General features: G+C 59.9%; 11 protein-coding genes. 1 reads left to right on the top strand and 10 read right to left on the bottom strand.

The features are described 5' to 3' along the window. Nucleotides 1–47 precede the first annotated feature (47 nt). The 3 genes from EJA72_RS20380 to zwf are packed head-to-tail and all read right to left on the bottom strand — an operon-like array spanning nt 48 to nt 2,900. Nucleotides 48–713: a bifunctional 4-hydroxy-2-oxoglutarate aldolase/2-dehydro-3-deoxy-phosphogluconate aldolase gene (locus tag EJA72_RS20380; RefSeq protein WP_157713166.1), complete on the bottom strand. Its 666-nt coding sequence runs from the start codon at nt 711–713 to the stop codon at nt 48–50. Nucleotides 714–730: 17 nt separating this feature from the next. Beyond that, nucleotides 731–1,444 carry a 6-phosphogluconolactonase gene (gene pgl, locus EJA72_RS20385; RefSeq protein ID WP_157713167.1) on the bottom strand — a complete coding sequence of 238 codons (714 nt, stop codon included), beginning with the start codon at nt 1,442–1,444 and terminating at the stop codon, nt 731–733. After that, entirely contained in the window at nt 1,431–2,900 is a 1,470-nt protein-coding gene (zwf, locus tag EJA72_RS20390; protein ID WP_157713168.1) for a glucose-6-phosphate dehydrogenase, read from the bottom strand. Before zwf ends, pgl begins: the two co-directional genes overlap by 14 nt. A 224-nt stretch (nt 2,901–3,124) precedes the next feature. Between zwf and EJA72_RS20395 the strand changes: the two genes are divergently transcribed. Then, nucleotides 3,125–3,985 carry a MurR/RpiR family transcriptional regulator gene (locus tag EJA72_RS20395; protein ID WP_175649041.1) on the top strand — a complete coding sequence of 287 codons (861 nt, stop codon included), beginning with the start codon at nt 3,125–3,127 and terminating at the stop codon, nt 3,983–3,985. 167 nt (nt 3,986–4,152) lie between these two features. Here the strand turns inward: EJA72_RS20395 and EJA72_RS20400 are convergent, their stop codons facing one another. The 7 genes from EJA72_RS20400 to EJA72_RS20430 form a co-directional block, all read right to left on the bottom strand. Further along, nucleotides 4,153–5,007, bottom strand: coding sequence for a D-hexose-6-phosphate mutarotase (locus tag EJA72_RS20400; RefSeq protein ID WP_157713169.1), 855 nt, complete (start codon nt 5,005–5,007; stop codon nt 4,153–4,155). A 144-nt stretch (nt 5,008–5,151) separates the two neighbouring features. After that, on the bottom strand, nt 5,152–6,498 hold the full coding sequence (locus EJA72_RS20405; protein ID WP_157713170.1) for a carbohydrate porin: 1,347 nt from the start codon (nt 6,496–6,498) through the stop codon (nt 5,152–5,154). 205 nt (nt 6,499–6,703) lie between these two features. Further along, nucleotides 6,704–7,864, bottom strand: a complete 1,161-nt coding sequence (locus EJA72_RS20410; RefSeq protein ID WP_157713171.1) for an ABC transporter ATP-binding protein — start codon at nt 7,862–7,864, stop codon at nt 6,704–6,706. 2 nt (nt 7,865–7,866) lie between these two features. Beyond that, on the bottom strand, nt 7,867–8,712 hold the full coding sequence (locus EJA72_RS20415; RefSeq protein WP_157713172.1) for a carbohydrate ABC transporter permease: 846 nt from the start codon (nt 8,710–8,712) through the stop codon (nt 7,867–7,869). Continuing rightward, nucleotides 8,705–9,613, bottom strand: coding sequence for a carbohydrate ABC transporter permease (locus EJA72_RS20420; protein WP_134417589.1), 909 nt, complete (start codon nt 9,611–9,613; stop codon nt 8,705–8,707). The genes EJA72_RS20415 and EJA72_RS20420 overlap by 8 nt, the downstream gene beginning before the upstream one ends. A 148-nt stretch (nt 9,614–9,761) precedes the next feature. Beyond that, complete coding sequence (locus EJA72_RS20425; RefSeq protein WP_157713173.1) at nt 9,762–11,063, bottom strand: ABC transporter substrate-binding protein; 1,302 nt, start codon at nt 11,061–11,063, stop codon at nt 9,762–9,764. 116 nt (nt 11,064–11,179) lie between these two features. Beyond that, the gene (locus EJA72_RS20430) at nt 11,180–12,439 is read right to left on the bottom strand and encodes an AGE family epimerase/isomerase (RefSeq protein ID WP_157713174.1); all 1,260 of its coding nucleotides are present in this window, start codon (nt 12,437–12,439) and stop codon (nt 11,180–11,182) included. Nucleotides 12,440–12,638 lie beyond the last annotated feature (199 nt).

The raw sequence follows: 12,638 nt of genomic DNA on the forward strand, positions 1-12,638 counted from the left end.
AGCGCACCGTAAAGCCGTAGAACACACAACGAGGTGTCGGGTGAAGATCAGTCCAGCAGCGCCAAGGCCTCGGCGGTGCATTCCTGAATGCGGGCCCAGTCGCCGTTCTTGATCCATTCCGGATCCAGCATCCAGCTACCGCCCACGCACATGACGTTTTTCAACGCCATGTAGCTCTTGATGTTGCCTGGACCGACGCCGCCGGTCGGGCAGAATTTCACTTCGCCAAACGGGCCGCCCAATGCCTTGATGGCCGCGACGCCGCCGCTGACTTCTGCCGGGAACAGCTTGAAGCGGCGATAGCCCAGGCCATAACCTTCCATGATGCCCGAGGCATTGCTGATGCCTGGCAACAGCGGAATCGGGCTCTCGACGCTGGCTTCCAGCAGGTCACGGGTGATGCCCGGCGTGACGATGAACTGCGAACCGGCGGCTTCGGCAGCGGCGAGCATGGTGCGGTCAAGCACGGTGCCAGCGCCGGTGACCAGCTCAGGACGCTGCTCGCGCAGGATCTGAATGGCCTTGAGGCCGAACTGCGAACGCAGCGTCACTTCCAGGGCGGTCAGGCCACCGGCTGCGAGGGCGTCAGCCAGCGGCAGAACATCTTGCTCGCGAGCGATGGTGATAACCGGCAGGATCCGCGCTTTCGCACAGAGGCTGTCGATCAGGGCGACTTTGTCCGCCATGGAAACGGTCGGGGATGTGTTTGTCATAGCGGCTGATCCTTGGCTCATGGGCACCAGTAAATCTCTAACGTAGGTTGCAGAAACGCGCGAATCGGCATGGCAGCGACATCATCGCTGGCCAATGCGGCACTCAGGGTGATCAGCTTGGACTGACCGGAAATCGATAAAACTGTGTTCTTCGCCGACGCCAGCAGCGCACGGCTCATGGTCAGGCGTTGATGCGGCACAGTGGGCGCCAGCATCGGATAACAACGACGTACACCATCAACCTTCAAGGCGTCGGCGAGGTTCGGGCTATTCGGGAACAGCGAAGCGGTGTGGCCGTCATCGCCCATGCCGAGGATCAGCACGTCGATCGGCGGCAACTCCGCCAGCAATCGGTCAGCCTGCTCGGCGGCGAGCTCGAGGTTCGCGGTCGCGCTGTACAGGCTCAGGAACTTCGCCTTGGCCGCCGGGCCTTGCAGCAGATAACGCTTGAGCAGCCCCGCATTGCTGTCGGCATGCTCAACCGGCACCCAGCGCTCGTCGGCCAGGGTGACCACCACCTTGGACCAGTCCAGCTTCTGCTTGGACAGGTTCTGGAAAAAGGCTACCGGGCTGCGTCCACCGGACACCACCAGCGTCGCGGTACCGCGAGCGTCGATGGCGTCACTCAGGTGCTTGGCGACATTCAGCGCCAACGCATCGGCCAGCAGCACCGGGCTTTTGAACTCATGGGCGCTGACGCCCTGAGGCAGTTGCAATTTAGATATCGCCATACCACGACCTCCCATCCCGCGTGATCAGAGCAATGGAGCTCATCGGTCCCCAGGACCCGGCCGCGTACGGCTTGGGCGCATCACCGGATTTTTTCCACCCGGCGATCAACTGGTCACACCACTTCCACGCGGCTTCGATTTCATCTTTACGGACAAACAGGTTCTGATTGCCGCGCATCACTTCCAGCAACAAACGCTCGTAGGCATCGGGAATCCGCGCGCTGCGATACGTGTCGGAAAAATTCAGCTGCAACGGACCGCTGCGCAGCTGCATGCCCTTGTCCAGGCCTTGTTCCTTGGTCATCACGCGCAAGGAAATGCCTTCGTCCGGTTGCAGGCGGATAATCAGCTTGTTGCTGATTTGCAGGCGCTGCTCGGGAGCAAAGATGTAGTGCGACGGTTCCTTGAAATGGATGACGATCTGCGACAGCTTTTGCGGCATGCGCTTGCCGGTACGCAGGTAGAACGGCACGCCGGCCCAACGCCAGTTGCGGATGTCGGCACGCAGGGCGACGAAGGTTTCGGTGTCGCTCTGGGTGTTGGAGTTTGGCTCTTCGAGGTAGCCCGGCACCGACTTGCCTTCGCTGTAACCGGCAATGTACTGGCCGCGTACCACCTGAGTAGTCAGGCCTTCCGGGCTGATCGGCGCCAGTGCCTTGAGCACTTTGACTTTTTCGTCACGAATGCTGTCGGCGGACAGGTCGGCCGGTGGGTCCATGGCGATCAGGCACAACAACTGGAGCAGGTGATTCTGGATCATGTCCCGCAGCTGTCCGGCCTTGTCGAAGTAGCCCCAACGGCCTTCGATCCCGACCTTCTCGGCCACGGTGATTTCCACGTGGGAGATGTAGTTCTGGTTCCACTGGGTTTCGAACAGGCTGTTGGCAAAACGCAGGGCGATCAGGTTTTGAACGGTCTCTTTGCCCAGGTAATGGTCGATGCGGTAAGTGCGGTTCTCCGGGAAGAACTGCGCCACGGCGTCGTTGACCTTGCGCGAGGATTCCAGGTCCGAACCGATGGGTTTTTCCAGAACCACGCGGGTGTTTTCCGTCAGGCCAACCTTGGCCAGGTTCTCGCAGATTGCGCCGTAGACGGCAGCCGGCGTGGCGAAGTAGGCGATCACGCGCTGGGCGGTGCCGGCCATCTCGGCCAGGGCCACATAGTCTTCGGCCTTGAGGAAGTCGACGTGCAAATACGTCAGTCGGCCCAGGAAACGTTCGACAACGGCTTCGTCCAGCTCCTTGGCGCCGACGTAGCGGCGCAACTCGGTCGCGATGAACGCCAGGTGTTCCTGTTCACTGCCGGGCTCACGGGCCAGCGCGATAATGCGCGTGTCCTCGTGCAGCAGGCCTGCGCCATCCAGTTGATAAAGGGCAGGAAACAGTTTGCGCAAGGCCAGGTCGCCAAGGGCGCCGAACAAGGCAAAGGTGCACGGTTCAACCGTAATCGAAGGCATGATGTTTGTTCTTTTATCAAGTTAAGCTACAAATACCTTTTTTCAAGGCATCACTCAAGGGAAAATGTAGTAATAACCACAACATTTTCGCAAAATACAGATTCCGAGTGGTGGTCGGTCGGAGCCATCAGTAGGATAGGCCACCGCCACGGGCCGCATCAAAGGCCCAATTCGCATAGCCGAGCGGCTTTTTGTAGGTGAATCAAGGAACATATATGGACCGCGTGCGAAATTTACTGGAACAGATCCAGAATCGCCTTGAAGACCTGAACAAGGCGGAACGCAAAGTCGCCGAAGTGATCCTGCTCAACCCACAGCAGGCCACCCGGTTCAGCATCGCCGCCCTCGCCCAGGCCTCAAAGGTCAGCGAGCCGACGGTCAACCGTTTCTGCCGTTCGTTCGGCGTCAGCGGCTACCCCGAGCTCAAGCTGCAACTGGCCCAAAGCCTGGCCAGTGGCGCGGCGTATGTCAGCCGCGCGGTCGAGGCCGACGACAATCCGGAAGCGTATACCAAGAAGATTTTCGGCAGCGCCATCGCGTCGCTGGACAGTGCCTTGCAGGCGCTGGACCCGAACCTCATCAGCCGCGCCGTCGACTTGCTGATCCAGGCCCGGCAGATCCACTTCTTCGGGCTCGGCGCCTCGGCTCCGGTGGCGCTGGATGCGCAGCACAAGTTCTTCCGCTTCAACCTGGCCGTCACCGCTCATGCGGATGTGTTGATGCAGCGCATGATTGCGTCGGTGGCCCACACGGGTGAACTGTTCGTCATCATCTCCTACACCGGCCGCACCCGCGAACTGGTGGAAGTGGCGCGCATTGCCCGGGAAAACGGCGCCTCTGTGTTGGGGCTGACCGCAGAGGGTTCTCCTTTGGCCAAGGCCAGCACGCTGAGCCTGAACATTCCGTTGCCGGAAGACACCGACATTTATATGCCGATGACCTCGCGGATCATTCAGTTGACGGTGCTGGACGTGCTGGCTACCGGGATGACGTTGCGACGGGGCGTGGATTTCCAGCCGCATTTGCGCAAGATCAAAGAGAGTTTGAATGCTAGCCGGTATCCGGTTGGGGATGAGTTCAATTAGCTGAACATCTCCGCTGACTGATATGGCCTCATCGTCGGAACGCCGCCCGGAGCCGGCTCACTCCTACAGGGTGTCGGTGGCGAACACATACTTTGTATTCGCTGAAGATCCAATGTGGAAGTGAGCCTGCTCGCGATGACGATAGATGAAGCACCGCAATCTCAGAGCTAAACCCCCACCCGCGCCTGCAAACTCAAATGCGCTTTCTGCCCCGGCGCCAGGCTCAGGCTATCCGTCCCGCCGCTGGCCGCCTCTACGCAAACGAATTCAGATATCTCATTCCAGCTCACCCCCAATAACGGCCGCGAGCCCGGATGCCACACCACCGTGTCCGCATCGTCCCCTGTGTCGATGCACAATTCCCGTTGCCACGCATGGTCCTTGAGCTGCAATTCGCCGTCATGCTGGAACACGCGCTGGCAGCCGCCATCGACTCGCAGCTCACCTTCCTGATGACAAACCTGACGGCTCAACTGGTCATAACCTAGCGCGCCATCGAGCCCAGACAGCGCTACCTCACCGACATCACCAATACGCCAGTACGCGTGCAAGGCCTGGCTCAATTGGCAGGGCAGGCTGTCTTGATGCTCAGTGCTCAGGCGCAAATCCATGCGTTCGCCAAGATGTGCATGCAGGTCCACTTGCCAGTCGCACAACTGCAGTTGCCAGTGCAGACGCACGCCCTCGTCGTCATGACTGCTGTCGATCAGCTTCCAGTCGAGCAGCCGCGCCCAGCCATGGGACGGCCACGCGTTTTCGCTCGGATGACGGCCATACCACGGCCAGCACACCGGTACGCCGCCGCGAATTGCGCCAACGTGCGGCCACTTCGCCGCGCACCACAGCCAGGGTTTCTGTCCCTTGGGCTGGAAGTGCAGCAATTGCGCACCCTGCCGACTGAACACCGCCTGACACAGCGGATGATCGATCACCAGCACATCGCGCAGTTGATAGCGCTCCCACGCAAACACCGGGCGTTCGCGCAAGGATTTGAAAAAGCGTTGCAGCGGATGCTCATGCATGTGCCACGGTCCTGAAAATCATGGGTGTACTCGTCTAGCCAAACAGCTCGCCACACATGCGCTTTGGTACTTTCCAAAAAAAAGCGGACAGCCTGGGCTGTCCGCAAATATGCGCACATTTGAGAGGAGCTTATCGCAACAGCGTTAGAACACCGACTGAATTTTCAGGCCGGCCACCAGCGCGTTGTCGACTTCATCCACACCGCCCGGGTGTGTGATGTATTGCAGGTTAGGACGTACGGTCAGCCAGTTGGTGACGTGGAAGCCATAGTTGAGCTCGTAGTTGTACTCGGTCTCGCGCAGCGGCGAGAACAATGGATCTTCGTAGTCGCTGACGCCATTCACAGCGTTGACCGCTTCGGCGTTTTTCTTCACGTCATCGTTGACATGGATACGGGCGAAACCGATACCGACGTCATCTTTAGGACGTGCGTCGAACGGGCCCTTGTACACAAACATCAGCGACTGATAGTTGTCGACGATGTTGGTGTCCTTGTCGTGGAACGTGGCGTTGGCTGCAACGTTCAGACCGCGAGTCGCATCACCGTTGTGGCTGGTGAGTTGTTGCTGTGCAACGAACCAGTAGCCGGATTTGCTGTTGTGGCTGCGGTAAGCATTGCCGCTGGTTGCCGCGTCATTACCGTTGTCGTCTTCACGGACGTCGTCGGCCTTGGCGGTGCTTTTGTAGTAACCGACACGGTATTCGCCCGGCAGGTTGTTCGGGTTAGGCAACCAGACCAGTTCGACCGGCAAGACGGTGCCTTCCGTACCGCTGCCGCTGAGCTTGAAGCCGTTACCGTGCTCCAGCTGAGTCGGGTTCTGATTGTACGCGCCGATTTGCGCATAGAACTCAGGCGAGATGTTGTACTTCACGCGCAGCGCAGCCTGGCTGATCGGCCAGTTGTACCAGATGTTGGTCGCCCAGTTACCCACTTGGGAACCGCAGAACGCCAGGTTCTGGAACTCGCACGGAAAGGTGTTGAAGTCTTCGCCTTCGCCGAAGTAACCGGCCTTGACGTCCAGTTTGCCGTCGAAGAACTGGTGCTTGATCCACAACTGGGTCAGACGAACCATGTGGCCACGACCGTAGACTTCCTGGGAGGAACTCAAGGTGCCGGCACGCGGGTCGCCGACACGGTCGTTGGAGATGTTTTCACCGTTACGGTTGGTCAGCTGGATCTTGGCCTGGGTGTTATCCCAGCCCAGCAGTTTTTGCAGGTCCAGTGCCGCGCCGAGGCCGAACTGGTCGGCGTAACGTGCGGTCTTGTCGTCGTTGAAGCCGCCGTGCAGGTTGCCGCCCACTTCACCGACATAGTCCATCTTGATGTCGATACCCTGCTCGATCAGCTTGGTCCGCTCGCCGCCCCAATCCCCGGTCATCCATTCGGAATCAGCGCTGAACGCGTCAGCCGCGTGCACACTGCCAGCCAGCATCATCGCCGCAACGGCAGACAGTTGGCAGATAAGCTGAGCGTTGTTGTTCTTCTTCATCCCTACATCCTCGTTTTATTGTTATTAACTGTTTTTATCTAACGCGGTTACATCAGTTGCGAAGAGCGACAGACCGCTCACCGCATATCCCCCCTGTAGGAGCGAGCTCGCTCGCGAAAAACCTCATGACGACGCGTTAAATCAGACAGTCCGCGTTATCGTTAACGTCCATCGCGAGCATGCTCGCTCCTACAGTTTTTGATCTTCAGCGGCCTTTGAACTGGGCTACGTTGGCACCATGACTCTCGGCTTTTGGTTGACCGGCCACTCCCAGGCGTTCCCCGGTCTTGGCGTCGAACAGCAGCACTTTCGATGGATCGAATTGCAGGGTCAGGGTCTCGCCGACGGCAGGCGCGACGTCCGGTGCGAGACGGCAGCAGACTTTGGTGTCGTTGAGATTGACGAACACCAGCGTGTCGGGACCGGTCGGTTCGGTGACCTGGACTTCGGCGCGAATGGTCGGCAAACCATTCGGCTCGCTGCCCGCCAGCACGATCTGTTCCGGGCGCAGGCCGAGGATCACTTCGCGGTCTTCGAGGCCGGCGTCTTGCATGCCCATTGGTAATTCGCAGCGCGCCTGGCCGCTGTCGAGCAGTGCCAGCAGACGACCGTCCTTGCGCTGTAAACGCAGGGGGATGAAGTTCATCGGCGGCGAGCCGATGAAGCTCGCCACGAACAGGTTGGCAGGGTCGTTGTAGATCTGCTTCGGCGTGCCGAACTGCTGGATGATCCCGTCCTTCATCACCGCCACCTTGTCGCCCAGGGTCATGGCTTCGATCTGGTCGTGAGTCACGTAGACCGTGGTGGTTTTCAGGCGCTGGTGCATCAGTTTCATTTCGGTGCGCATCTCGACCCGCAGCTTGGCGTCGAGGTTGGACAGCGGTTCGTCGAACAGGTAGATCTTCGGCCGACGCGCCAGGGCACGGCCCATCGCCACGCGCTGTTGCTGACCACCGGAGAGTTGGCCCGGTTTGCGATTGAGCAGGTGTTCGATTTGCAGCAGCTTGGACACCCGCGCCACTTCCGCGTCGATGTCGGCCGCGGGCATTTTGCGAATCTTCAAGCCGAACGCGATGTTCTCGCGCACGCTCATGGTCGGGTACAGCGCGTAGGACTGGAACACCATGGCGATGTCGCGATCTTTCGGGCTCATCCCACTGACGTCCTGGTCACCGATCATGATCGCGCCGCCGGTGATGGACTCGAGGCCGGCGATGCAGTTCATCAAGGTCGACTTGCCGCAACCCGAAGGGCCGACGAGGATCAGGAACTCACCGTCCTTGATCGACAGTTCGATGTTCTTGAGGGTGTCCGGCAGGCCTGGGCCATAGGTCTTGTTTACATTGCGAAGTTCGAGCGTTGCCATGATTACCCCTTGACTGCGCCGGCCGTCAGCCCGCGCACGAAATACTTGCCTGCGACCACATAGACCAGCAGGGTCGGCAGCCCGGCGATCATCGCCGCCGCCATATCAACGTTGTATTCCTTGGCCCCGGTACTGGTGTTGACCAAGTTGTTCAGCGCCACCGTAATGGGTTGCGAGTCACCGCTGGAAAACACCACGCCGAACAGGAAGTCGTTCCAGATCTGCGTGAACTGCCAGATCAGGCAGACCATGATGATCGGGGTGGACATCGGCAGGATGATCAAGCGGAAGATGGTGAAGAAACCCGCGCCATCGAGCCGCGCAGCCTTCACCAGCGCATCGGGAACACTGACGTAGTAGTTACGGAAAAACAGCGTGGTGAACGCCAGGCCATAGACCACGTGGACGAACACCAGGCCCGTGGTGGTGCTGGCCAGGCCCATCTTGCCGAGGGTGAACGAAGCTGGCAGCAGGACGGTCTGGAACGGCAGGAAGCAACCGAACAGCAGCAAGCCGAAGAACAGCTGCGAGCCACGGAAGCGCCACATCGACAAGACATAGCCGTTCAGCGCACCGATGGCGGTGGAGATCAGTACCGCCGGGACGGTGATCTTGATCGAGTTCCAGAAGTATCCGTCAACCGTGCCCCAGGCCTTGACCCAGCCAATGCCGCTGACCACGGTCGGCCAGCTCAGCAGATTGCCGGTATTAATGTCTTCCGGTGTCTTGAAACTGGTCAGCAGCATTACCACCAGCGGTATCAGGTACAGGAAAACGGCGAGGATCAGTACCGCGTAAATCGCGATGCGACTCAGGCTGATGGAAGGTTTGGCAGCGAAACTAGTCATGACGCTTGGTCCTCAGCTCGGAGTACAGGTAAGGCACGATGATTGCGAGAATCGCACCGAGCATCAGAATCGCACTGGCCGAGCCCATGCCCATCTGGCCGCGACTGAAGGTGAAGGAATACATGAACATCGCAGGCAGGTCGGAGGAGTAACCCGGGCCACCGGCAGTCATCGCCGCCACCAGGTCGAAACTCTTGATCGCGATGTGGGCCAGGATCATCACGGCACTGAAGAACACCGGACGCAGGCTCGGCAACACCACTTTCAGGTAAATGCGCGGCATGCTCGCGCCATCGATCTGGGCGGCACGGATGATCGATTGATCAACGCCACGCAGGCCGGCGAGAAACATCGCCATGATGAAGCCCGACGCTTGCCATACCGCAGCGATCACCAGGCAATACACCACGCGATCCGGGTCGATCAGCCAGTCCAGGCGAAAGCCTTCCCAGCCCCAGTCCCGCAACAATTTGTCCAGGCCCATGCCCGGGTTGAGCAGCCATTTCCAGGCCGTACCGGTGACGATCATCGAGAGCGCCATCGGGTACAGGTAGATGGTGCGAATGAAACCTTCGCGGCGAATGCGTTGATCAAGAAACACCGCCAGCAGCACACCGATCACCAGGGTGATGCCGATGAACATGCCGCCGAATACCGCCAGGTTCTTGCTCGCTACCCACCAACGGTCGTTGTCGAACAGCCGCGCGTATTGCGCCAGGCCCGCCCATTTGTAAGTAGGCAGAAAAGTCGACGTGGTGAACGACAGCACGAACGTCCACAGGATGTAGCCATAAAAGCCCACCAGAACGATGAACATACTGGGGGCCAGCACCAGTTTGGGGAGCCAGCGCTGCAGTGCATCGAACGGCGAGGCCTTGCTGAACACAGCAACAGAACTCATGGGGAAATCCAGTACGAAAGAAAAAGTTACGGTGGAAATGCTTCCCCTGTAGGAGCGAGCCTGCTCGCGATAGCGGAGTGTCAGACTCTGGATGTATCAACTGATACATCGCCATCGCGAGCAGGCTCGCTCCTACAGGGGCCAAGCATTACTTGGCGGCTTTGATCGCCGTGCCGAGTTGCTTGGCGGCCGTGGCCGGATCGGCTTTCGGATCGTTGATGTAGTTGGTCACGACATCAAAGAACGCGCCTTGGACCGCCAGCGTGGTGGCCATGTTGTGCGCCATGCTCGGCTGCAGTCCGCCGGACTTGGCATCCGCCAGGAAGTCCTTGGCAGCAGTCTGGGCGCAGGAGTCGAAACCGAACTTGCCCATGTCGGCGAGCATGTCGTTACGCACCGGGATCGAGCCCTTGTTGATGCTGAAGAGTTTCTGGAAGTTCTCACCCAGGACGATCTTGGCGATGTCCTGCTGCGCGGCCGCAGTGCCCTTGTCTTTCTGCTTGAACACGGCCAGGGAGTCGATGTTGTAGGTGAACGCCTTGTCGGTACCCGGGAACGCTACGCACTCGTAGTCCTTGCCGGCCACTTTCTTGGCGGCTGTCCACTCGCTCTTGGCCCAGTCACCCATGATCTGCATGCCGGCCTTGCCGTTGATGACCTTGGCCGCTTCCAGGTTCCAGTCCTGGCCTTTGCCGTCGACGTCCATGTAGGTCGCGACTTTCTTCAGCTCGGTCAGCGCCTTGACCATCTCGGGACCGGTCAGTGCAGCGTTGTCGAGGTCGACCAGGGCTTTCTTGTAGCCATCGACGCCCATGACCGAAAGGACCACCGCTTCGAACACGGTGCTGTCTTGCCAAGGCTGGCCGCCGTGGGCAAGGGCAATGAAGCCTGCGGCCTTGAGCTTGTCACCGGCCGCGTAGAATTCTTCAAGGGTGGTCGGGGCTTTTTCGATGCCGGCTTTCTTGAAGACTTCCGGGTTGATCCACAGCCAGTTCACGCGGTGAATGTTCACCGGCACGGCCACGTAGTCACCCTCGTACTTCACGGTATCGGAGACTTTCTTGTCGAGGAGGCTGTCCCATTTCTCTGACTTGGCAGCGTCCTTCAGGACGTCGGTGTCGAGCAGACCGGTAGACGCCCATTCCTGGATGTCCGGACCTTTGATCTGCGCTACGCCCGGCGGGTTGCCGGCCACGGCGCGGCTTTTCAGTACGGTCATGGCCGTAGCACCGCCACCACCGGCGACTGCGCCGTCCTTCCAGGTGAAGCCGTCTTTTTCGACTTGAGCCTTGAGGACATCGACCGCTGCCTTTTCACCACCCGAAGTCCACCAGTGCACGACTTCCACCGAACCTTTGGAATCGGCGGCAAGGCCACTGAGCGGGAATGCAGTCAAGGGGAGCAGCGAAGCGAGAGAAATGACAGTAGCGAGGCGAGAAATCGCATTCATCTAGTAGTACCTTTCTTGTTGTTATGCATGCAAGTCTGGTGCTTGCGCTGCATGGATTCTAAACAGGAGTCGTCCCTTCGCAGGTAACGAAGGGACGCGTGAATGTCACCACATGGTTACACAGGAACGCTCTGGGACCACTGCGCCAGCGCCGTGGCCATGCTCGGCGCCAGCGGCAGTCGCGGAATCAGGACCGATTGCCAGGCGTGATACAGGTCGGGTTTTCCGGCCCAGATATCGGCACTCGGGACGTTCTGTGGATTGAGTTCGTGGTGCCAGCTGCCGTCGCATCGATCGATGAAATGCAGGTCGCAAAACTCCCAGAACAGCCGGTACCACTGTTCGTATTGGTCGTCGCCCGTGCGCTTGAGCAGCGCGCTGGCGGCGGCGCTGGCTTCGCAATGGGTCCAGTGCAGGCGATGGCGAACCACGGCGCGATTGCCCCAATCGAGGGTGTAGACAATTCCTGGTGCGCCGTCGACATGCCAGCCGTGCCGACAATTGTGGTCGAAGAGTTTTTGCGCGTCGGTGGCGAGCCAGCCTGGGGTCAGCATCCCCGCCTGGACTCTCGCGGCTTCGAGGTGCAGCAGCAGGCGCGCCCACTCGAAACCGTGGCCCGGCGTGGTGCCATAAGGACGGAAACCATCGGCCGGGTTGTCGTGGTTGTAGTCGCGCAGCGGCTGCCAGTCGCGGTCGAAATGCTCGATCACCAGATAATCATTGGCGGCGGCATGGTGATGGATAACCCGCTCAACGATACGTTGCGCACGGCATAGCCAACGGTTGTCTTCGGTAACATCCGCCAGCGCGAGGAAGGCTTCGGTGGCGTGCATGTTGCTGTTGGCGCCGCGATAGCGTTCTTCGTCGCTCCAGTCGCGGTTGAAGGATTCGCGCATCGCGCCCTCCTCCTCGCTCCAGAAATGCGTGTCGATGATGTGAATCGCGTCATCGAGCAAGGCCTGCGCACCGGGACGCCGGGCGACCACGGCGGAACTGGCGGCCAACGCAACGAACGCGTGCAGGTAAGCGGCCTTGCCGGTGTTGTCGTCGCGATGCTGCGCCACGGCAAACCAGCCACCGTGCTCGGCATCGCGCAATGAGCCGCTGAGGGCTTTGACGCCGTGATCGACCAACTCGGCAAACCCCGGCAGGCCCTGGATGTGCGCCATGGCGAAACTGTGGGTCATGCGCGCGGTGTTCATGGTTTCGGCTTGGGCATCGGCCGGGAGACAGCCCTTTTCATCGAGGTTGCCGAAGCCCTCGGGAAGCTCTGAAGCCTTGGCGAACGCCAGCAGGCGCAGGCCTTCGTCGGCGAGCCATTGCTGATGGGCAGGTGCGTTCAGCCAACTGCTGAATGCCGGTTGGAAGGTGTCCATGGGGTGCCTTTTTTGTTGTTCTGACTGAGGGGCAGTCTAAACAACGGGCGGTGGCGGGCTTGTAACGAAGGGGGTGGGTTATGTCACCAGGTTGTGACATTCACCCAGGATTTGCGGCGAGTGACCACCTGTGGCGAGGGAGCTTGCTCCCGCTGGGGCGCGAAGCGGCCCTAAAGATGGGACTGCTGCGCAGTCCAGC

This window comes from Pseudomonas sp. PB120, assembly GCF_009761815.1.
Taxonomy (GTDB): domain Bacteria; phylum Pseudomonadota; class Gammaproteobacteria; order Pseudomonadales; family Pseudomonadaceae; genus Aquipseudomonas.